Annotated in this window: 26 protein-coding genes; 21 read left to right on the top strand and 5 right to left on the bottom strand. The window is 30.1% G+C overall.

The annotated features are described in order from the left end of the window. Positions 1-125 precede the first annotated feature (125 nt). The 8 genes from RYO54_RS13835 (at position 126) to RYO54_RS13800 (ending at position 3956) form a co-directional block, all read left to right on the top strand. Positions 126-275 (top strand): hypothetical protein, encoded by a 150-nt coding sequence (locus tag RYO54_RS13835; RefSeq protein WP_163204413.1) that lies wholly within the window; start codon positions 126-128, stop codon positions 273-275. An 870-nt stretch (positions 276-1145) separates the two neighbouring features. Beyond that, the gene (locus RYO54_RS13830) at positions 1146-1331 is read left to right on the top strand and encodes a hypothetical protein (RefSeq protein ID WP_315119870.1); all 186 of its coding nucleotides are present in this window, start codon (positions 1146-1148) and stop codon (positions 1329-1331) included. A 359-nt stretch (positions 1332-1690) separates the two neighbouring features. After that, positions 1691-2023, top strand: a complete 333-nt coding sequence (locus RYO54_RS13825; protein ID WP_315119867.1) for a hypothetical protein — start codon at positions 1691-1693, stop codon at positions 2021-2023. Next, entirely contained in the window at positions 2023-2172 is a 150-nt protein-coding gene (locus RYO54_RS13820) for a hypothetical protein (protein ID WP_315119865.1), read from the top strand. The genes RYO54_RS13825 and RYO54_RS13820 overlap by 1 nt, the downstream gene beginning before the upstream one ends. A gap of 68 nt (positions 2173-2240) precedes the next feature. After that, entirely contained in the window at positions 2241-2558 is a 318-nt protein-coding gene (locus RYO54_RS13815; protein ID WP_315119862.1) for a VOC family protein, read from the top strand. A 208-nt stretch (positions 2559-2766) separates the two neighbouring features. Next, positions 2767-2898, top strand: coding sequence for a hypothetical protein (locus RYO54_RS13810; protein ID WP_315119860.1), 132 nt, complete (start codon positions 2767-2769; stop codon positions 2896-2898). A gap of 241 nt (positions 2899-3139) precedes the next feature. Further along, on the top strand, positions 3140-3667 hold the full coding sequence (locus tag RYO54_RS13805; protein ID WP_315119856.1) for an L-2-amino-thiazoline-4-carboxylic acid hydrolase: 528 nt from the start codon (positions 3140-3142) through the stop codon (positions 3665-3667). 91 nt (positions 3668-3758) lie between these two features. Beyond that, positions 3759-3956: a hypothetical protein gene (locus tag RYO54_RS13800; RefSeq protein ID WP_315119854.1), complete on the top strand. Its 198-nt coding sequence runs from the start codon at positions 3759-3761 to the stop codon at positions 3954-3956. A 114-nt stretch (positions 3957-4070) separates the two neighbouring features. Here RYO54_RS13800 and RYO54_RS13795 read toward each other — a convergent pair whose 3' ends face one another. Next, positions 4071-4457 (bottom strand): spore coat protein, encoded by a 387-nt coding sequence (locus tag RYO54_RS13795; RefSeq protein WP_315119852.1) that lies wholly within the window; start codon positions 4455-4457, stop codon positions 4071-4073. Between the two features lie 346 nt (positions 4458-4803). Between RYO54_RS13795 and RYO54_RS13790 the strand changes: the two genes are divergently transcribed. Next, complete coding sequence (locus RYO54_RS13790) at positions 4804-5226, top strand: DUF6892 domain-containing protein (protein WP_315119849.1); 423 nt, start codon at positions 4804-4806, stop codon at positions 5224-5226. Positions 5227-5381: 155 nt separating this feature from the next. Here the strand turns inward: RYO54_RS13790 and RYO54_RS13785 are convergent, their stop codons facing one another. After that, positions 5382-5777: a VOC family protein gene (locus RYO54_RS13785; protein ID WP_315119847.1), complete on the bottom strand. Its 396-nt coding sequence runs from the start codon at positions 5775-5777 to the stop codon at positions 5382-5384. Positions 5778-6149: 372 nt separating this feature from the next. Here RYO54_RS13785 and RYO54_RS13780 point away from each other — a divergent pair, with 372 nt between their 5' ends. The 7 genes from RYO54_RS13780 (at position 6150) to RYO54_RS13750 (ending at position 12901) form a co-directional block, all read left to right on the top strand. Further along, complete coding sequence (locus RYO54_RS13780) at positions 6150-6617, top strand: VOC family protein (RefSeq protein WP_315119915.1); 468 nt, start codon at positions 6150-6152, stop codon at positions 6615-6617. 404 nt (positions 6618-7021) lie between these two features. Further along, positions 7022-7492: a YsnF/AvaK domain-containing protein gene (locus RYO54_RS13775; protein WP_315119846.1), complete on the top strand. Its 471-nt coding sequence runs from the start codon at positions 7022-7024 to the stop codon at positions 7490-7492. Positions 7493-7570: 78 nt separating this feature from the next. Then, on the top strand, positions 7571-8197 hold the full coding sequence (locus RYO54_RS13770; RefSeq protein ID WP_315119844.1) for a YsnF/AvaK domain-containing protein: 627 nt from the start codon (positions 7571-7573) through the stop codon (positions 8195-8197). 333 nt (positions 8198-8530) lie between these two features. Further along, complete coding sequence (locus RYO54_RS13765) at positions 8531-9784, top strand: 4Fe-4S dicluster-binding protein (protein WP_315119842.1); 1254 nt, start codon at positions 8531-8533, stop codon at positions 9782-9784. A gap of 245 nt (positions 9785-10029) precedes the next feature. After that, positions 10030-10683, top strand: a complete 654-nt coding sequence (locus RYO54_RS13760; protein WP_315119839.1) for a response regulator transcription factor — start codon at positions 10030-10032, stop codon at positions 10681-10683. Beyond that, positions 10684-12105 carry a HAMP domain-containing sensor histidine kinase gene (locus RYO54_RS13755; RefSeq protein WP_315119837.1) on the top strand — a complete coding sequence of 474 codons (1422 nt, stop codon included), beginning with the start codon at positions 10684-10686 and terminating at the stop codon, positions 12103-12105. Between the two features lie 118 nt (positions 12106-12223). Further along, complete coding sequence (locus tag RYO54_RS13750) at positions 12224-12901, top strand: hypothetical protein (protein WP_315119834.1); 678 nt, start codon at positions 12224-12226, stop codon at positions 12899-12901. 190 nt (positions 12902-13091) lie between these two features. Here the strand turns inward: RYO54_RS13750 and RYO54_RS13745 are convergent, their stop codons facing one another. After that, entirely contained in the window at positions 13092-14201 is a 1110-nt protein-coding gene (locus RYO54_RS13745) for a Coenzyme F420 hydrogenase/dehydrogenase, beta subunit C-terminal domain (protein ID WP_315119831.1), read from the bottom strand. Positions 14202-14254: 53 nt separating this feature from the next. After that, positions 14255-15595: a Na+/H+ antiporter NhaC family protein gene (locus tag RYO54_RS13740; protein WP_315119828.1), complete on the bottom strand. Its 1341-nt coding sequence runs from the start codon at positions 15593-15595 to the stop codon at positions 14255-14257. Positions 15596-15747: 152 nt separating this feature from the next. Here RYO54_RS13740 and RYO54_RS13735 point away from each other — a divergent pair, with 152 nt between their 5' ends. The 3 genes from RYO54_RS13735 (at position 15748) to RYO54_RS13725 (ending at position 17993) form a co-directional block, all read left to right on the top strand. Continuing rightward, positions 15748-16626 (top strand): LysR family transcriptional regulator, encoded by an 879-nt coding sequence (locus RYO54_RS13735; RefSeq protein WP_315119825.1) that lies wholly within the window; start codon positions 15748-15750, stop codon positions 16624-16626. A gap of 95 nt (positions 16627-16721) precedes the next feature. Then, positions 16722-16958, top strand: coding sequence for a hypothetical protein (locus tag RYO54_RS13730; protein ID WP_315119822.1), 237 nt, complete (start codon positions 16722-16724; stop codon positions 16956-16958). 105 nt (positions 16959-17063) lie between these two features. Beyond that, positions 17064-17993: a 2-dehydropantoate 2-reductase N-terminal domain-containing protein gene (locus RYO54_RS13725; RefSeq protein WP_315119820.1), complete on the top strand. Its 930-nt coding sequence runs from the start codon at positions 17064-17066 to the stop codon at positions 17991-17993. A 46-nt stretch (positions 17994-18039) separates the two neighbouring features. Here the strand turns inward: RYO54_RS13725 and RYO54_RS13720 are convergent, their stop codons facing one another. Then, entirely contained in the window at positions 18040-18591 is a 552-nt protein-coding gene (locus RYO54_RS13720) for an XRE family transcriptional regulator (RefSeq protein ID WP_315119818.1), read from the bottom strand. A 179-nt stretch (positions 18592-18770) separates the two neighbouring features. Between RYO54_RS13720 and RYO54_RS13715 the strand changes: the two genes are divergently transcribed. Both RYO54_RS13715 and RYO54_RS13710 read left to right on the top strand, forming a co-directional pair. Continuing rightward, a complete protein-coding gene (locus tag RYO54_RS13715; RefSeq protein ID WP_315119816.1) occupies positions 18771-19358 on the top strand; it encodes a hydrolase in 588 nt (195 codons plus the stop codon). A gap of 179 nt (positions 19359-19537) precedes the next feature. Then, on the top strand, positions 19538-20389 hold the full coding sequence (locus RYO54_RS13710; protein ID WP_315119814.1) for a GyrI-like domain-containing protein: 852 nt from the start codon (positions 19538-19540) through the stop codon (positions 20387-20389). Positions 20390-20468: the final 79 nt, after the last annotated feature.

The following is a 20468-nucleotide window of genomic DNA, read 5'->3' as shown; positions in this document are numbered from 1 at the left end:
TTTGAAAACTGAATAATACGGTGTTAAGAAATTATATATAATTAATGGATATATTGGTGTATAATTGTAATAAAATATGCAGTAAAGATTATTTATTTTAGTTTGTTATTTTAGGAGGTGTTGAAGTGGCCAAAAAGAACAAGAAAGATAAAAATATAGCACCTAGCCTAATTTGGTTATGCTTAGGATGTAGTGGTTATGTAATATATAAGAATTGGATTTTTTTAGCTGTGGGTTTGATGTTAAGCGGAGTTTTGTATATTAGAAACAATTAGCATTAGTTAGGTAGATTAATTATAAAGATAAGGCACATCATTTATATAAGATGAACTAATTAAAAGGAATGTTCTTGAAAATTGAATAATAGGGTATTGAAAAGTAAGTATATTTTATATTTTAAAAAATTATCCATTTACTATCATACAATATCATATAATTAATATTAGTTAAGCTACACTAAGCAATAATTATTTATATAAATTTGTGAGGTGAAACGCATGGATATAGAAAAAAATAAGGACCGAAAAACTTATTTTAAAGTTATAATTGGTGCATTAATTGGTGCTATATTAGGGATAATAGCTTATACAAACAATTTGTTGGGATAATAGGAATTAAATGATTATAATATAATTGAACATAGTATCCTTATTTAATACAACAACTGAAAAACGAATAATTTACTAAAACACCGTATTATTCAAGTCTGAATTTTACGGTGTTTTTGCGTTGTGATATGAATATTTTGCGGCGTAACTACTGAAATAAAAGGTGCAAGCAATGTTCTTTGAGAATTGGATAATGTGATATGGAAAATATGTTATAATTTAACTATATTAAATAAATTTAAGATTTGTTATTCGAATTATTTATATAATGGGAGGAAGAAAAATGGTTTTAACTATTGAATGTTTCATTGCATGTGCAACATTTACGCTTATAATTTTACCATCACAATATAAGGAACCAATTAAACATATTATGTCGTATCCTACAGCGATTAGGAACAGGGTGGAAAGTCTGCCACAATATAAAGGTATTATACAAGAAAAGAAAAAACAGTAGCTTACTTTTCGGGAGCTAAAAGTTTTTCAGAAGCTTATATTCATGTATTTACTTTATTTTTTGTAGTAAATATTTATGATATGCTTGTTTTGGATATAGGGATTTTTTGTCACAGTAAAAAAGCCAGAATACCTGGAACAGAAGATATGGATAAGGAATACAGAAGCCCCTGGCATCATGTAAGAGGCGCTGTTTATGGAACCATAATAGGCGCTGTAGTAGCATTGTTGGCTGGAGGAATGGTTTATTTCATATCGATACTATAAGTATCTAAAGTAGACAAATTCTAGTTTTTGTTAATGAGCTTATTATCAAGTAAAAAGATAAATAACATATTAAAGTATCGCATTATTCAAAAATGAATTTGCGGTATTTTTTACGTTGTAATTTAAATACTTTATGAAAAAGTAAGAAGTAACTTAATGTAGCTAATATAATGAAACAACACATAGCTATTTAACGCTTATTGTAAAAATAGACATATATTATCATATAAATATGATATAATTACCATAGTTAAGTCAAAGTTTACGGCAGTATGGGAGTTGATTCTATTCCTATTTAACTTTTAAATAGTTTTATAAAATGCAATATATTTTAAAGCGTGAAAAAGGAGTTGGTATTTATGAAAAAAACTATATCAATTGCTTTAACTACTATTGCTATCTTGGGAATAATTTATATCTATTCTAATTCTCTAAAAATTAACGGTAAAATAAGTTATTCAGCAACTAATGAGGTGGCTAGTATTAAGATTTCTAGATTTACTGACTATGATGAATTTTTAAAGGCTAAGCCTTCATCAATAATTATTTATAACGAACATAATGAATTAAGGAATAATATAGAGGTTTTTATGGTAGGTGAAGTTAACCTTAATTATGATTTTTACAGAAAAGGTGCAGAATATAAATTAGAATGTATTAAAAAAATGGGGGGAGTTTTTCCAGATGCTTAATGGCTACCCGAGAAGTATCTGAAGATAATACTCTTAATATGCCATTTATTGCTTTTGACATTGATAGTTCTATTAATGGAGCTTTAGAAAAAGCTACTATAACTAGGGATGGAATTGAAATAACAGTTTTAAAATTGGATAAGCTATAATATTAAATGTATGCATCATATATATTACTGAAAAACATAAGAATCATGGTGTCATAGTGTGTGAGAATATGAAAATAGAGGTAACCATAGATGAAGATAAAAAGAAGCAGTTCGAATCATATTTTATTGAATTTGAATCGGGTGCTAGACTTGAAATTATGCAGATGCCGACAATTCTTTCTAATTTAAATGATACTATTAATCAATATGTAGGTTTAATTCATATTGTTATTTCTGTAGGTAGTATTGAAAAGGTTAATAAACTTACTGACACATTAAGAAATGCAGGTTACAAGGTAGTAAGTGAACCTCGTTATACTGGAGATGGTTATTATGAGAGCTGTATTTTAGACCCTGATGGAAATCGAATAGAGATAACCGAATAATTTATAAAATACAAAGCTGAATATTATAGATTATTTATGACTCTTATTTCCACGGAAATACTTTCCCTGATATCGCTAAGTTTAATTTTAAAAGTTAAAAAAGAAGTATTTAAGTTACCATATCATTCTTAATATATTCATGAAGAAAAGCAAGTATTTACTGCTTTTCCATATGAGATATAAGTTTAGTTATTTCTGATATAAATAAGTGGTGGATGATAAAATGATAGAATTATCAAACAAAACTATTATTGTTACGGGAGCTGGATTGGGTATTGGTGTGCGTTCAGATAAGCTACAAACATGTATAGTTGATGTATCTGACTATTCACAAATGTAACTATTGAAATTGAAAATATGGTGTAATTTTATTGGTAGACAAGTATTATATTTACATACAAAGATTATTTGTATAATCTATAAGTAATTTTCATAGAGGTGTTGAAATGAAAAAATGTAAATTGATATATGAGCTGGGAACGAAAAGGTCAAAAAAACATATTATCGAAAAATATGGAGAGGATTTCTATAAAGATTTTAGTCGCATATCTCTGGAAGTTGTAACTGAAGTTATCGCAAAAATGCCTGACATAGGCAATACTCTTTTTTCTTTTAACTATGAGTTTGCACCAACCTATATAGCGTGGTACAAAGCGTCCCAAGCGTTGGGACTTTCACAAGAAGAAATACAAGAAATGTTATGGTTAGTAAATGAACGGTTGATAACAATCATACCAAAGCCTTTCATGAAACTGTTTATACACTCTTACATTAATAATTTCCGAAAGAAAGCAAAAGAACACGAAAAACTTATAGAGAAAAATCGCCTCCATCCTTATGATTGGATTATTAAATATAGAGAAATAAATGATATTACATTTGAAATCGATATTTACGAATGTGGCATTATGAAATTAGCAAAAGATTTTGATGCATTAGGAATAGTGCCTAGCGTGTGCCGTGTGGACTACATGTTATCGAATTATATGGGAGCAGGATTTGAAAGAACGAAAACCTTGGGTGACGGTGATGATTGCTGTAATTGTCGATATATTATAGGTGGAAGTTGTGAGTGGTCTCCCGAAAAAGGATTTGTAGATAGAAAGTAATATAAAGCTAATGAAGATAATCTTCAGCTAAATTGAAAAAAATAACTTGTGTCCTGTATGCGAAAAACAAGGTGCTCTTGTAAAAATCATTATGGCAATGCATGTGGCAATGCATATGGTACTTGATGAGCTAACGGAACAAGTTGGCTACAATGATTTTGAGGATTTAGAATTATGGTATCCTATTTTAAGATTGCTAGAAGAAGTAAAATTAATTGTAATTGGGGAAAAGCTGGTGAAAGATATGTTTGTAAGTATTAAGAAATTTAAAATAGAGTCAGTACACTGAGAATTATACCCAGTGCACTGGCCCTTTATTAATACTATAGAATATTTACTTTTTTATAGAAATTGTGCTACTCAACATTATAGTTCGTTGATACAATTCAATGTATTAGTTTTATCAACTAATTGTGCATAATGGAACTCTAACTAAAACAAGTTCCTCTCTTCTGTTGGTTTCAACCTCAAATACCAAAAATACATTTCCGTCAAATACAAATGAACAAATAAGATTTACTTCTCTTCCAGGTGCTGGAGTTGGAATTTCATTTGGACATAATATTCGACAACGGCCAATTAATGGTATTAACTCTGCTGCTAGAGCAGGTGATATTCTTATTACAACCACTTCTTCTAGTTCTCGACCCCTTGCATTTAGTTCTATCTGAACAAGTAAGACAAAAACGTTGCGAGCTATTTCAGCAACACATGTTGCTCCAATTGTAAAAGGTCTGTCACAGGCTATTGTATCATTAATAAATAGATTTAGAGATTCTGGTGTAGGCATTATAATTCATCCCCCACTTTTGTATTAGAGATAGGGAACATGTACTTATCTCTAATATAAAATATTCTATATTGAGAGAAAAGGTTACTACTATTCATACAAGAATGAGATTCTTTTTAGAAATTAATATGTTTAGAAGTTAATTGGAACTGTATAATATACTAAATATGAATATTTTATGAAGGAATAAGACATGGATAAATGTAGTTACTAAGAGAAACCGCATTTAGCTAAGGAGTTAGGCTATAAAATAATAGGAAACATGGTATAATTTTAATATTAATTAAGTCACGTTTATAAGATTAGACGAAGTTGAAATTATTTGCGAAATAGGCAGGTGTTAGAAATGGACAAATACATAGATAAAATGGGTCTTTTTGAAGACTTTAATTTTAAATTGTTAGTAATTGAAGCTTTGCTAGATAAGAATCCTACTTTTCAAGATAAGTTGGAAACATTGATTGAAAAGCATTCAGAAAACTACGAGTGGTACACAGATGCAGGACCTATAAAGGAGCTGCTACAATTTTTTGCTGAATTATGTATTGAACAAAAAGACTTGGACAAGATTACAGAATTGTGTTTTGATCGCGGTAATGAAATCTACCATTATATAAAGCCCGATTGGGATGGAGAGGATTCTTTCTTTGATATTCAATCAGTTATAGGATTTGAACATTTAAAAAATTTAAAATCTGTAGTTTATATCAGTATGGTGGATGAAGAAGTTTTAGAACCTATGAAAGAACAAGGAATTATTATTGAGTAGGGATATTGAGCGTAATTTTGGATAAGATTGTTTCACATTCCTCTTATTTAACGTTACAACTGAAAAACGAACAACTTACTAAAACACCGTATTATTTAATTGAATTTTACGGTGTTTTTACGTGATTTTTCAAATTATATATATTTAGAAGTCATTTAGCTTGCAGAATAATTTAATCCCCACTTATTACCGCAAGAATCAATTACTACTGCATGATAAGCGCCCCAAAAAGTTTTTTGTAATTCAAATTGTACTGAACCATTTTTGCTTAGTGCTGAGTATAATCTGTTTATCTCTTCTTCGCTTTCTAATTCAAGTACTAAGTTGCCCTTTTGCCTTTTGTGATTATCATCCAATATATCTACTAAATACATTATGCAATCATCATTAATATGTAATTCAGAATGTATAATTTTACCTTCAAGACCTTTGAACATTGGCTTTCCATCAGCTAATTGAACACTTTTTATTTCTCCGCCAAAGACTTCTTTATAATATTCTAATGCCTCCTTGCAGTTTTCAACAAAAATTTCAGGAATAATTCTTTTCATATAAACTTCTCTCCTTTTATCAATATATTAACGTAAAAGCTTTGTATCTTTTTAATCATTATAAAACCTTTTGCTTTCATGCAATAGCAGTAATCAAAAGTCTAGGGTTATGACGTATTATTATAGGATTATGTAGTAGTAAATATATTATACAGCAGTAAATTAAAATATAAAATTAGCAATATGTGCCATGTGTACCATCACAGAGAATTTAATAATACTAATTGACATAGTAAGAAGGAAAGCAATAGTTATATAGTTATGTAAAATATTTGAGGTTCCAATTTGTGTACAGTATAATTAAACAAGAGAATAATAGTAATTAATAGTGAAGTAAAGATTATTTATACAATCTTCGTGAGGAGGCGTACAATGAAATTTTTAAATCCATTGATAGTTGTTACAAACATGGAAAGGTCAAAGCAATTTTACTATGAAGTGCTTGGGTTAGAAGTTGTTGTTGATTTTGGTGCAAATGTAACTTTAACAGGTGGCATTGCATTACAGACAAAAGATACTTGGTCTACTTTTATTCACAAGCATGATAGTGAAATTGTTTTTGGAGGAAATGCAGCAGAGTTATATTTTGAAGAAGATGATTTTGATGGTTTTATCCAAAAGATTAATGACATTGAAGACATTAACTATGTACATACTATGATAGAACATTCTTGGGGACAGCGTGTTGTTCGTTTCTATGACCCTGATAAACATATTATTGAAGTAGGAGAAAATATGCTTATGGTTGTCAGACGATTCTTAAACAGTGGTCTATCAATTGAAGAAACTGCTATTAGAATGGATGTATCAGTTGATTATGTGAAATCTTGTTTAGAGTAGATTATGGGAGTAACTTACTGTAAGTTAACGACACAACAATAAAAACTGAATAACACGATATTTAAAGAAGGATATATCAAAAAATTAAAATATAGCGATGGTGAATGGTTTGTAAAAATCGGCTTCCACATAAAGATTCATATGTTTGCAATACTATTGATTTTGGTAATTATGAATATGGTTCGGGAACATCATTTGCGTTGTAATTTGAATATAGAGTGACGTAACTATTAAAATTTTTTTGTTTTTTATACATTAATGGTAGAAATTGAATTTTAAATGAAAATAGCATTTATTTGTTGCAATCCATTTACTTTAATTCCATATTTCACAAAGGATATATTACTTCAGCGGGGATAAAATATTAATGAATTGAAAATATGTACTTATAGGAGGTAATATTTATGATGGGATTATTTGATAATCTTTTTGGCAATATCGATGATAATGATAATGACAATCACAATAAAAGAAGTAAAGATGAAGGAAGGCTTAAACTTCATAAGGAAGAACTTGATATAAATAAAATCAAGGCTCAAAAGGGTGAAGTTGAACTAGGTAAAGAAATTATTGAAGAACAAAAAACAGTTGATGTTCCCGTTACTCATGAAGAAGTTGTTATTGAAAGAAAATCACTAGATAACGAAGCTAGTGATGAACCTATTAGTGATGAAGAAACCATACGTATTCCAGTCAGTGAAGAGCAGGTCAATGTAGATAAACACACAGTAGTAACTGGAGAGGTATCTGCTCATAAACGTGAAGTGGAGAACACAAGGAGAGTGGATGAAACCCTAAAAAGAGAAGAAGCTCGTATAAATACAAATGGTGATGCAGATATAGTAGATAAAGATACAGATGAGGGCTTCCATTAAAGAATTTATAAAATAAATAAAAAAACACCTCTCAAATTATACATTAGATTTAAGAGGTGTTTTTTAGGAGGATAGAGCATGGTAAATAAAGATGTAACTAATATAGGAAGTAGTAAATATTTAACAAGTGCTATTATTGGTGGAATAATTGGTTTTATAATTGCTATTTTGTATAAATTCTCTATCATAACCGGAACTATATTAGGCATTGTTATAGGCGTAATTATAGGTAGGCTAATGGTTCCTAGTAGGACATATAAGGACGATATTGAAACAGATTCAAAAAAGATTCCTTATAATTCAGATAGTGATATGAAGATGAAACTTCGCGAAGAACAGATGAAAATATCTAAAAATAAAATACAAACTGGCGAGGTATCCATTCACAAAGAAGTTTTAACGGAGGAAGAAAATATTACTGTACCTGTAAAACGGGAGGAACTTGTTATTGAAAAAACTGTTTGTGATTCACAAATTCATGATAAATCAGATGCTCATACCGAAACTATTCGAATTCCTATCAGTAAAGAACGTATCGACATACACAAGCAACCAGTAACTTTAGAAGATGTTTCAGTTAGTAAGCATCAATATAAAGAGGTAGAGCATATAACTGAAACATTAAAAAAAGAAATACCTCACGTTGGTATTAATGGAGATGCAAAAATTGTGGATAAGGAAATCGATAAAGAAGATTTAAGTTAGAAATATGGGATAATTAATAGCTCTAAACACTTTCTGATTGTAAAAAGGGAGGATTAGGAACCGTTTTGTTTAACGTCACAACTGAAAAATACACAATTTACTAAAGCACCGTATTATTCTAGTTTGATTTTACGGTGTTTTTACGTGGAAATCACAATATATTCCGAGTTAACTATAGGTGATAAGGGTATATTAATAACTTATTTAGTTGGATTTTCAAAAATGAACCTTCTGAATATGGTATACCTTTTCTATGTATAAAATCATAATATTAGGAAATGATTTACAGATGAGAAATGTATACCAATAAAATTATAATCAGGCGGTGAGTAAATGTCTCATATAGTTGGAAAAGAAGCTTATAAAAGCTTAGAAGAAAGATTAAATAGATTCCCTCAGGGAGCTCCTCCATCGAAAACTCTTTATAAAATACTCCAAGTATTGTTTAGTGAAAAGGAAGCAGTTCTTGTTGCACAATTACCTATAAGACCTTTTACAGCTAAAACAGCAAGTAAAGTGTGGAACATGGATGAGGTTTCAGCGAGAAAAATATTAGACGAGCTTGCAAGTAGAGCAATATTATTAGATGTAGATAATAAAGGTACTAAAGAATATGTATTGCCTCCACCAATGGCTGGTTTTTTTGAGTTTTCTCTAATGAGAATTAGTGGAGATGTTGATCAAAAGGTTTTAGCGGAGTTGTTTTATAAATATCTAAATGAGGAAGAAGATTTTGTAAAAGAATTGTTTTTTAGCACAGAAACAAAATTAGGAAGGGTTTTCGTACAAGAAAAGGTGTTATCTAAGGATAATGAGATCCATATTTTGGATTTCGAAAGAGCCAGCCATATAATTAAAACCTCAAGCCATATAGGTGTTAGCACTTGTTATTGTCGTCATAAAATGGAACACATGGGAAAAGCCTGCGATGCTCCTATGGATATATGTATGACCTTCAACAATGTGGCGGATTCTTTAATTAGACATGGTTATGCGCGAAGAGTGGATGTATCAGAGTGTCTTGAGCTTTTACATCAGGCCTATGAAAATAACTTGGTTCAATGTGGGGAGAATGTTAAAAAAGGTGTAAGTTTCATATGTAATTGCTGTGGATGCTGTTGTGAAGCATTGGTAGCAGCACGTAAATTTGGAATGCTAAATCCAGTAAACACTACAAGCTATATTCCAAGAGTTGTAGAGGACAGTTGTGTCAAGTGTGGTAAGTGCGTAAAGACTTGTCCTATCGAAGCCATTGAAGTGAATGAAAAGAGAGTTAAAATAAATGAAGACATATGTTTAGGATGCGGAGTTTGTGTAAGATCCTGTGCCTTTAACAGTATTTTATTAGAAAGGCGAAAAGAAAGTATAATTACTCCAGTTAATTCTGTACATAGAATTGTAATGATGGCTATAGAGAAGGGCATGCTTCAAAATTTAATTTTTGATAATCATGCACTAGGTAGCCATAGGGCTATGGCTGCGGTTTTATCTTCAATATTAAAACTGCCACCAATAAAGAGGGCTATGGCAAGCAAACAGATGAAGTCTATTTATTTAGAAAAAGTAATAGAAAGGTTAGATATTTAGAAGTTGTAGAAAAACTAATAATTAGATTTTACAACTATTTTACAACTATTTAATATTTTTTATAAATATTAGTATTATACTTTAAGTGATAGTGTTTTATCAATTAATGGTAAAAGTATTAGGTTAAGACATTATAATATTATTAATTAAATAGTAATATTGAAGAATTAGTGAAGAGTTTTTAACAGTAACAAGGCTCTTCGCTTTATTTTATATAATTATATTTTGAGGAGTGGATTAATAAAATGGAAAAAATCTTAATTGTAGAAGATAATCCAACTATTTCAGATTTAATAAAGCTTAATTTAAAAATGGCTAGTTATGAAACTAGTCAGGTTTATGATGGAAGACAAGCCTTGGAATCCATTGAAAAAGAGCAGTTTGATTTAATACTTTTAGATGTTATGCTTCCAGAGATAGATGGGTTTAGCTTAATGAATAAAATAAAACAAAAAGATATACCCATAATTCTTTTAACGGCTAAAGCAGCAGTTACAGATAAGGTTAAAGGGCTCAAAATGGGAGCTGATGATTATATTGTTAAACCTTTTGAGTCCATAGAACTTTTAGCAAGAATTGAAGCGGTTTTAAGGCGTTATGGTAAAAAAAATAATATTTTAATATTTGAAGATTTAGAAATATATTTAGAAGAAATGATTGTAAAAAAGAATGGCAATATTGTAGAGCTAACTTTAAAAGAATTTGAACTTTTAAATCTTTTAATGAAGAATAAAGGTATGGCCTTATCTAGAAATAAAATTTTAGAAAGAGTTTGGGGATATGATTATTTAGGAGAGACTCGAACTGTTGATATGCACATTCAAAAGCTTAGGAAAAAGCTTGATTTAGAAGGGAAAATTAAAACGGTATATAAGGTTGGATATAGGTTGGAGGCTTAAATGAAATTTTGGCAGAAGATATTTATATATTCATTATTGTTATTTTTAATAATATTTAATTTTGGTGGTGTTTTTTTAATACAAAATAATCATAATTTAAGCTTGAAAAGAGAGATAGATAGGTCATTAGGTGAACATAGCAATATTTCAGCAGGGATTACTTATTACAATATTATTTCAAACAATTATTTATACATGGATTTAGTAAAGGATAGTGAAGATAACTATAAAGAAATTATTAAAGACTATTTAGGAAAAGTTGATTCTAAAGATATTTATCTAGAAGTTTTGGATAAAAATAATAACGTAATTTTTAGTAATCTAGATTTTAAGGTTCCAGAAGAAAGAGAAGAAATTGAGAAAGCTCTTTTCGATAGAAGGAGATATATTATAAGGGATATAGAAAATAGAACATTTTTATTTGTAACTAACTTACTAAACATACAAGGAGAAGATTTAAAGTTCTCATATATTCGTGATGTAACATATATTTATGAAGATAAAAAACAACAATATAATTTTTTTGTTGAGCTATCAATAATGGTTACTATAATTTTGGCTGCTGGTATGTATATATTAAGTAAATATATTACAAGTCCTATAGATAAGCTAATAAGTACTACAAAAATAATATCAGATGGCAAATATTCAGAAAGACTAGAGATTAATTCTAAAGATGAAATAGGCGCTTTGGCAGAAAATTTTAATGAAATGGCATGTGCCATTGAGAAAAAATTAAAGGAGCTAGAAATTGAAGCTGAAGAAAAACAAAGATTTATATGTGATTTTACCCATGAATTAAAAACCCCATTAACCTCTATAATTGGATATGCAGATTTTCTTCGTTCAACATCATATGATGAAAAAATATTTATAGAAGGCTTAAATCATATATTTAAAGAAGGAAAAAGATTAGATGAATTATCATGGAGAATGATGGATTTAATATTACTTAAAAGAGAAAATTTTACAATGAAACAAGAGAACATAGAAGAGATATTATTAGATTTAAAATATGCTCTAAAGCTTAAATTACAGAATAAAAATATAAAATTAATAATATGCTGTAAGCATCGTGAAGTTGTTGTGGAAAAAAATTTAATTAGAAATTTAATTAGTAATTTAATTGATAATTCTATTAAAGCGTCAAAAGAAGGTAGCAATATATATTTAAATGTATACAAAAATGAAGAAGATAAAATTATATTTGAAATAAAAGATGAAGGTATAGGAATTTCAGAAGAAGATATACCTAAAATTTTTGAAGCTTTTTATATGGTGGACAAATCAAGAAGTAGAGCTAGTAATGGGGCGGGAATTGGACTTACTATATGTGCTGAAATATTAAAAATTCATGAAGCTAAATTAGAAATAGAAAGTAGACTAAATGTAGGTACAACAATAAAAATAATATTTAAGTAGATATTACAACTACTTTACAACTAAAATATAGTTCATATAAATACCTACTGTATACTTTAGTTGTAGCAAGGAATTAATTAAGTTTAAGCTTGCAACTAATTTAAAGGAGGAACAAGATATGAAATCAAAAACAATGGTAGCATTAGGCCTATTGGGAGTGCTAAGTTTAGGAGGTATTAGGGTTTCAGCAGAAACATTGAAAAATGCAGTGCCCAAAAATACATTGATGACTGAAAAAAGTATTACACAATCATCTAATGCAGGAGTTGATGAAACTAAGTTAAAAGAAATAGCAAAGAATGCTTTTGAAGACTATTTTAATGAAAAATTAGATACTAATAATTTAAAGGGATCTATGAATTTAATTAAAGCAAATGCTAAGTGGAATTCACATGGAAAAGATTATTATCAAATAGTATGGAATAATGGAGACAAAGATTATTATGCAAATGTTGAAATGGATGGAAAAATATTTGATATAGCGATTATTTACAAGAAGGCAGCTAATTCTCAAAAGGTTACTTTAATTGAACTAGAAGAGGCTAAAAAAATAGCAGCTGACTTTATAAGGGAGAAAAACTTAGTAGCCAACAGTAGCGAGCTAAAATTCTTAGGAGAGGCAACAATCGGACCTGAAACATGTGGTGTTGTATATGAAGGTGAAAAAGGTACTGGTATACTTGTTTCCGTGGATTCTGCTACAAAAAAAGTAAGAGGTTTTGTATATAAGACTTTAGAGGATGCTAAAAAAGCTGTAGAACTTAATGATTTTAGAAATAATGGTATTCTTGGATAAAAAAATAGGTTATACAAGGGGAGTTAAATGGAAAGGATATAAAGTTAAACTTAGTTAAAGTGGCAGAAAATAAATAAATATAAAAACATAATCATGATTAAATGGAATGTATTAAAGATGATGTAAAAAAGTTTAAAAGCAAATAAAAAGCATAACTCTTACAACTATTGTACGAGTTATGCTTCAAATATTATTTATTTAATTGTTCAATGATATGTTCAAAACCATATTTTTTATAATCCTCCCAGAATTTATTACGGATTTCTGGCAACTTGACAGGTTCACTTAAACGTTGCTGCTCTGCAAGGGATTCTTCCTTTGGGCGCTTTTCGTATTTCAATTCTTTACTACATTTCTCAAGAAGCTCAGCACCTTTTTTATTGTTAATTAAAATTACAGAAACGCCTCTTTTATCCATCCATTCAGGAGCGTACTTTTCAATCCCCCAATAATCTGCAATGGTAATGTCTGATGCACGATGTATATCCGTAAATGGGCATTGTCCACAAGAAGGACGTGTTATAGTCTTTTCTCCGAAGAAAAGTTTATAAAATCTTTCATCGTTATGGATCTCCTGGCTTTGGGAAGTGGTAAATAAGAAGGATTTGTTGCTATTTTCTCTACTCCAATCAATTATCTTAGATCTAAATTGAACACTTGTTAGTTCTCCTCCATATTCTTTTTCTAATAGCTTTTTATAATCCTCCCAAACTAAAGGACTAGGGATGCTATGACAAATCAAATCGCATATATATAGATTTTCAACCAAGGATGAATCTCCCATATATCCCCTTAATCCTGCAGCTTGGCATGGTGTTCCAGTGAATAACACTTTTCTTTTATCCATTAAGTCCTTTTTTATTTGTTGAAAAATATCCCCCATGTTGCTCTGTACATACTTGGATACTCTCATTCTATTTCTCTCTTCATAATTTTCTGCCCTCTTATGCAGCACATGAAATTCATCGTCATAGTCAACACCATAAACTACTCCGCCTTCTTTAAGTATTGCATCGGAAATTGCTGTAAAGGCTCCTCCAGACGTGGAATTCATTAAAACTTCTTCTGATTTGTGTTTAGCTACTAAAAACTCAGGTATAGCTTTTTCTTTATAATTTCCATTGTAAATTAGAGGACAAACATTTACACAGCTATGACAGTCTATACATAGTGATTCGTCTATAACAGGATATAAAAATCCTTCTTCATCTGGTTTCATACAAATTGCTTGTGTAGGACAAGCATTATAGCATGCGCTACAACCACAACAATCTTCTTTTTTTAAATAAACACTCTCCATTATAAATCTCTCCTTTGCTTTAATAAAAATATAGATTATTTGAAGGTTTTAATTTATGCAGACAGTTGAAGTTTATTACTCCTGCTAAAATATCTTAAATATATAAAATGTGTGAGCGGCAATATATATAAATAAAATCCATAGGGAATAAAGCCACTCATGTCTATATTCATGGAACTTGTAACAACAAGGGGAGTAACGCTCCAAGGAATTAGTGCAGAAAGCAAAATTGCAGAATTTTCTAGATCAAGAGCAAGCTTATCAGCTTCAACTTTATTTTCACTATAACAATCTTTCATAATTTTGCAAGTCATTACAGTTGAAGTTGGCTGGTTACAACTAAATGCTCCAGTCAGTATACTTACTATTGAAGTTAAACCGAACAACTCATGTTCTCCTAATTGTCTTTTCAATAATATTCTTTTCATACCATCATAAATTTTAATCTCCTCAAATAAGCTAGAAAGTGAGAAGGAGACAATGGTTAGTAGGCATGTTTTTAACATGGATAAAATTCCTCCTCCTTTAATTATGTTTTGTAATGAATTGCCACTTTCTAATTTAAATCCAAAGAAAATATGATAAATAATTTCACTTAGTTGATATTTTTGCAAAAATATGCTTAAAAATACAGCTGAAAATATACTAAAAGGAATAGAAACATTAATTTTAACTTTAAAAATAGAAAGAACTACTATTATTATGGCAGGCATCAACATAATTGGCTGTATGTGAAACTCGTTTAATAGTTCATTAGCCAGATTATTATTGAAAATATTTAGAGGCTCATAAATTGATAATGAAAAATAAAATACTATTGCAAGCAAAAATGGAATAATTGATGTTTTTAACATGTTCTTTATATTAGTAAATAAATTTGTGTTAGTTAAAGCTACAACTAATGCAGCGCTTGAGGATACTGGTGAACATCTATCACCAAAGTAGGCACCTGCAATTACTGCTCCAGCCACCATGTTCAAATTAACATTTCCACTTTTAGCAATAATCAATAGAGGGATTCCTACAATACTGGCAGTACCTAGTGAAGAACCTATTAAAAAAGAAGTTATTGAACAAACTAAAAATACAGAAAGAATAAATGTATTTGGTTTTATTAGATTTGTACAATAATACACAATTGCAGGTATTGTCCCACAAGAAAGCCATGTTGCTGTTAGAGCCCCAATTAAAATTAAAGTCTTTAAAACTATGAAGGACTCCTTTGCTCCCATAAAAGATATTTTAAATATATTCTTTATTGTAAATCCTCTTCTCAAGCAGATGACTACAAATATTCCCCAGCAAATAAGGAGCATATATCCAATTGAGAGATTTTTAAATACGCCAAAAATTAGTAAACAAAAAGAAGTTATCAATCCCAGATACATTTCCATATATTACACCTATCCTTCTAATGATTTTCAAGCTGATAATTTAGAATATTCCTTATTTTTATAATAACAAATAAAAATATATACTTAAAATACTAAAAATGTATTACAATTATATTAATTAAGTATAAGTAACTATTAAAGGGGCGATGGTTTTGGACATTAAGTCACTTACGTACTTTCGTACAATTGTGGATGAGGGAAATATAACAAAAGCAGCTGAAAAACTACATATGGCCCAACCGCCACTCAGTAACAGCCTTAAGCTTTTGGAGGAGGAACTAGGAGTTAAACTCCTTGAAAGAAATACACGAAAGCTTCAGGTAACTGATGCAGGAAGAATATTGTATCGAAGATGTGACCAAATGTTAGAACTAATGGACACTACAATTAAGGAATTGCGGGATTTAAATGAAGGACTTGAAGGAACATTATCTATTGGAATTATTTCTGCCTGTTCAAATACTATTTTACCATCTAAAATCCATGCTTTTAATTTAAAATATCCTAAAATCAATTTTGATATAAGGGAAACAGGTTCAGATAATATAATAGAGTTATTAGAACGTGGAGTAATAGAGATTGGAATTATAAGGTCACCGTATAACTTGGAAACCTTTGAATCCATATTATTACCTGATGAACCGATGGTAGCTGTTGCCAAGGACAATTATTTAAATCATATCAATACGGAAAGTATTTTACTGACTGAACTTGCTGATAAACCATTATTAATACATCGTAGATATGAAAGGATGATTTTAGAGACTTGTCGCAAAGCAGGATTTGAGCCAAGGATACTGGGCAAAATTGAGGATACAAGTTCAATTTTATTATGGGCATATACTGGCATAGGAGTAGCTATTATTCCGAAGGACTGGATAAATCTTGTTCCAAATACAAACTTAAAATATAAAGAAATTAATGAACCATCTTTAATAACAAGGACAGCCATTTTGTGGATGAAAGATAGGCACTTATCCCGTGTTGCTAGAAACTTTATTAAAACTTTTAGTGAACAAACAAAAATATAGTATTGGAATTTTAGTTTGGATGAGGCATGACGCGCCTGGAATCTGTCGCAACCGTATTATATTGTACATGTTTCATAGAAAGGGGTATGGGGAGATTGAAAATTAATAAGTATGTTTTCTTGATTACAATGTTTACAGTATATATTTTGATTGGGATGGCACCATGGTTTAGGATAAAACTTGCTCCGCCAGTAGAGATGTCAGAATTTAATGGAAGGATGTATTATTTTTATAACAATTTTATTCACGCCTGGGGATTTAAAGTAATCGTTGCTTTAATAATTGCAACTATAGTAAGTTTAATTATAAGAAAAAGAGCAATCAATAACTAATTTCAGAGCTTTCTTAAAAGCAACCATCACTTTGGGGAAAACGGAAATATTGTTAACTTGTAAGTATCTTAAGAGATTAATTCATCTTTATGGGGGTGTTAAAAGGTGAAGGCTTCAGATAAAAAAATACTTATTATTGGTGCGGGTGTTATTGGAAGCATATATGCTGTAAACCTATCAAATGCTGGATATTCTGTCAATATGCTTGCTCGTTCTCGTAGATTAACTGAACTAGAAGAAAAAGGACTTACTTTTTATAATAATAAGACTGGTAGCATAGATAGGGCGCATGTGAAAATTATTAATAAGCTTTATGATGATGACATCTATGACTATGTTTTTGTGACTGTTAGATATGAACAAATTGAGGATGCGCTTTGGGGAATAAAAAATAATTGCAGCCGCAATATAGTAACTATGGTCAATAACCCTTTTGGATACGGCAAGTGGGGGGAGATAGTAGGAAAAGAAAAAATCATACCTGCCTTTCCAGGAGCTGGAGGGAAAATTGAAAACGGCATTTTATATTATAAGCTAACATCAAGGGTGATTCAGCCTACCACATTTGGAGAACTTTCAGGTGAAAAAAGCACAAGGATAACAGAACTTTATGAGATTTTAAAATCAGCTGGATTTCCTATAAGCATTTGCAATAATATGGACCCGTGGCAGAAATCTCATCTTGCTATGGTGATACCCATGGCTAATGCAATATATTTTGACGGAGGGGACAACTACTCAACAGCTAGAAATGTGCAGGCAATGCGCAACATGAGTTTATCTCTAAAAGAAAATTTTAATTTCCTGAAATCTATTGGAATCATTATTACTCCTATAAAGTTGAACATATTTAGAATATGTCCTACATGGTTTTTAAGTTTCATACTTAAATCTGTATACAAAACTAAATTCGCTGAAACACTTATTAGCAATCATGCTAATAACGCTAAACATGAGATGGACTTGCTGAGTAATGATTTCAATGAGTTAGCTAAAGGGAACGGTGTTTCTTTGAAGTATTTACACTCAATGTAGCGTTATTTACAGTTTATCATTAATAAAATATCCTGCCTTAGATACTCTAGGCAGGATAAAAATTTGTTATTGTAGCTTTTAAAGTTCCTTTTCCACTGTTAACATATATATGTTCATTAGATGCGGGGAAGTTTATTGAATCATTGGGATTTAATTTATAAGTTTCATTGTTTGCTTCTAATGTTAATTCTCCTTCTAATACCATAATATATTCCTGGCATTTTTTGGAATGACCTACGGATTTATATGAGTGACCTTCATCAAGTTCAATTTGAAAAAGTTCAAAATTACGATAGGGTGTACTAGTGTAGTAACAATATACTCGATAGTGGCCTTCTTCGGTAAGCTGGACTTCAATATCAGATTTCTTTATAATGTGAGTATCATGTTCCTTTTGTTCAAGTAATGAAGTATAGGAAACTTTTAATCCTTTAGCTATTTTCCATAAAGTGTTTATAGTTGGATTAGTATCGCCTTTTTCAATTTGAGATAGCATGACTTTACTCACGTCAGATAGCTCGGCAAGTTGACCTAAACTTAAATTTCGTTCAGTGCGAAGTGTTTTTAAGTTTTCTGCAATAATAAAATTTATATTCATTAAGGTAAAACCTCCTATAATCTATTGACAATTATAATTAACAAAAGTAAAATATATCTAATGTTAAATATATTTAACGTTCGTAAATTATTATAACGCAATCGCTTAAATGATACAAGAAAAATGAAAAAATATTATTCTAATATTATATTTTATAATTTTTAAAGGAGGATATTACTATGATAACAAGAGAAGAAGCATGGAATTTACTTAAGGAATACAATAAGGAGGAGTTTCATATTCAACACGCTTTGACAGTGGAAGGTACCATGAATTATTTTGCAAAAAAATTAGGCTATGGAGATGAAGCAGAATTTTGGTCTTTAGTTGGACTACTTCATGATTTAGATTTTGGAATGTATCCAGAAGAACATTGCATCAAAACTCAAGAAATTATGAGAGAACGCGGTATTGATGAAAGATTAATAAGAGCAGCAGCTAGTCATGGATATGGACTTTGTTCAGGAGAAATTCCTAAACCAGAGCATGAGATGGAAAAAGTATTATTTGCAGTGGATGAACTTACGGGATTGATTGGTGCAGCTGCAAGAATGCGCCCATCTAAGAGTGTTATGGATATGGAACTTTCAAGTCTTAAGAAAAAGTTCAAGGATAAGAAATTCGCCGCTGGATGTTCACGTGATGTAATTAAGCAAGGTGCAGAGATGCTTGGTTTGGATCTAGATAAATTATTTGAAGAAACAATTTTAGCTATGCGTTCTTGTGAAGAAGATATTAATAAGCAAATGGAAGCCTATAATAATTAGCAAATACATTTATGTTAAAGAAAATTAAATAGAAAAGAATAATACAGTATTTATGTTGCAATTAGTTGGAAAAAATTATAATATTAAATTAAGAGATAAGCCTCTCATATCTGTGCAGAAAATGAGAGGTTTTTATAATAATTATCTACTATACTATTATTTATAAGGGAGATGGCTTAATGGAATGGTTAGAAAGACTAAACGAATCGCTTAAATATATTGAAGCAAATCTAGATGGAGAAATTGAATATGTAAAGGCAGCAAAAATTGCCTACTGTACTGTATATCACTATCAAAGGATGTTTCCATATATAGCAGGAATACCGCTATCAGAATACATAAGAAATAGAAGATTAACAAGAGCTGCCCTTGATTTGCAAAATGGAGATAAGGTAATTGATGTAGCATTGCGTTATGGCTATGATTCTCCAACTGCTTTCAATAGAGCCTTTCAAAAGATACATAATGTATCACCTTCAGTAGCACAAAAAGAAGGGACAATCCTAAAAGCATATCCTCCTATTAGTTTTAAAATAACAATAAAAGGAGTAGGGGAAATGGAATATAGTATAGTTAATAAGGAAGAAATTAGAATAGTGGGAGTAAAAGCACTATTAGAAAAGAATATTGACAAAAATTTTGAAGCTGTACCTAAGCTATGGCAAGAATCATCACAAAATGGAGTGATTAATGACATAGTGTCTCTTATGGATGAAAGTTCTAAGGGGATATTAGGGGTTAGCGCTTGTATGGATGCTTTAAATAATTGGGAATATTATATAGCCACAGAAACAAATAAAGAAGTTCCAAAAGGTATGTACGAATATATAATACCAGCAGGCACTTGGGCAGTTTTCCCTGGAGAGGGAGCTATGCCAACAGCAATTCAAGAAATTGAAAGAAGAGTAATTACAGAGTGGTTGCCAACATCAGGGTATGAATATGCAGATGCACCAGACATTGAATTATATTTAAATCCAGATCCAACTAATGCAAAATTCGAAGTTTGGATACCCGTTAGAAAAAAGTAATATAAAAAGTAATATAAATATGAAAAGTTATGGCCTTATGTAAAGAGCAGAGAAAGAGTTTGAATTAAATAAAATATTA

This window comes from uncultured Clostridium sp., from assembly GCF_963515715.1.
Taxonomy (GTDB): Bacteria; Bacillota; Clostridia; order Clostridiales; family Clostridiaceae; genus Clostridium_AW.
The sequence above is the reverse complement of the archived record's forward strand: the minus strand, read 5'-3'. Positions and strand labels throughout refer to the sequence as shown.

What these genes read in the sequence shown, in the direction of transcription:
- RYO54_RS13830 (WP_315119870.1), top strand. Translation starts at nt 1,146, where the DNA reads ATGCTTGTTTTGGATATAGGGATTTTTTGTCACAGTAAAAAAGCCAGA.
- RYO54_RS13825 (WP_315119867.1), top strand. Translation starts at nt 1,691, where the DNA reads ATGAAAAAAACTATATCAATTGCTTTAACTACTATTGCTATCTTGGGA.
- RYO54_RS13820 (WP_315119865.1), top strand. Translation starts at nt 2,023, where the DNA reads ATGGCTACCCGAGAAGTATCTGAAGATAATACTCTTAATATGCCATTT.
- RYO54_RS13815 (WP_315119862.1), top strand. Translation starts at nt 2,241, where the DNA reads ATGAAAATAGAGGTAACCATAGATGAAGATAAAAAGAAGCAGTTCGAA.
- RYO54_RS13805 (WP_315119856.1), top strand. Translation starts at nt 3,140, where the DNA reads ATGCCTGACATAGGCAATACTCTTTTTTCTTTTAACTATGAGTTTGCA.
- RYO54_RS13800 (WP_315119854.1), top strand. Translation starts at nt 3,759, where the DNA reads ATGGCAATGCATGTGGCAATGCATATGGTACTTGATGAGCTAACGGAA.
- RYO54_RS13795 (WP_315119852.1), bottom strand. Translation starts at nt 4,457, where the DNA reads ATGCCTACACCAGAATCTCTAAATCTATTTATTAATGATACAATAGCC.
- RYO54_RS13790 (WP_315119849.1), top strand. Translation starts at nt 4,804, where the DNA reads ATGGACAAATACATAGATAAAATGGGTCTTTTTGAAGACTTTAATTTT.
- RYO54_RS13785 (WP_315119847.1), bottom strand. Translation starts at nt 5,777, where the DNA reads ATGAAAAGAATTATTCCTGAAATTTTTGTTGAAAACTGCAAGGAGGCA.
- RYO54_RS13780 (WP_315119915.1), top strand. Translation starts at nt 6,150, where the DNA reads ATGAAATTTTTAAATCCATTGATAGTTGTTACAAACATGGAAAGGTCA.
- RYO54_RS13775 (WP_315119846.1), top strand. Translation starts at nt 7,022, where the DNA reads ATGATGGGATTATTTGATAATCTTTTTGGCAATATCGATGATAATGAT.
- RYO54_RS13770 (WP_315119844.1), top strand. Translation starts at nt 7,571, where the DNA reads ATGGTAAATAAAGATGTAACTAATATAGGAAGTAGTAAATATTTAACA.
- RYO54_RS13765 (WP_315119842.1), top strand. Translation starts at nt 8,531, where the DNA reads ATGTCTCATATAGTTGGAAAAGAAGCTTATAAAAGCTTAGAAGAAAGA.
- RYO54_RS13760 (WP_315119839.1), top strand. Translation starts at nt 10,030, where the DNA reads ATGGAAAAAATCTTAATTGTAGAAGATAATCCAACTATTTCAGATTTA.
- RYO54_RS13755 (WP_315119837.1), top strand. Translation starts at nt 10,684, where the DNA reads ATGAAATTTTGGCAGAAGATATTTATATATTCATTATTGTTATTTTTA.
- RYO54_RS13750 (WP_315119834.1), top strand. Translation starts at nt 12,224, where the DNA reads ATGAAATCAAAAACAATGGTAGCATTAGGCCTATTGGGAGTGCTAAGT.
- RYO54_RS13745 (WP_315119831.1), bottom strand. Translation starts at nt 14,201, where the DNA reads ATGGAGAGTGTTTATTTAAAAAAAGAAGATTGTTGTGGTTGTAGCGCA.
- RYO54_RS13740 (WP_315119828.1), bottom strand. Translation starts at nt 15,595, where the DNA reads ATGGAAATGTATCTGGGATTGATAACTTCTTTTTGTTTACTAATTTTT.
- RYO54_RS13720 (WP_315119818.1), bottom strand. Translation starts at nt 18,591, where the DNA reads ATGAATATAAATTTTATTATTGCAGAAAACTTAAAAACACTTCGCACT.
- RYO54_RS13715 (WP_315119816.1), top strand. Translation starts at nt 18,771, where the DNA reads ATGATAACAAGAGAAGAAGCATGGAATTTACTTAAGGAATACAATAAG.
- RYO54_RS13710 (WP_315119814.1), top strand. Translation starts at nt 19,538, where the DNA reads ATGGAATGGTTAGAAAGACTAAACGAATCGCTTAAATATATTGAAGCA.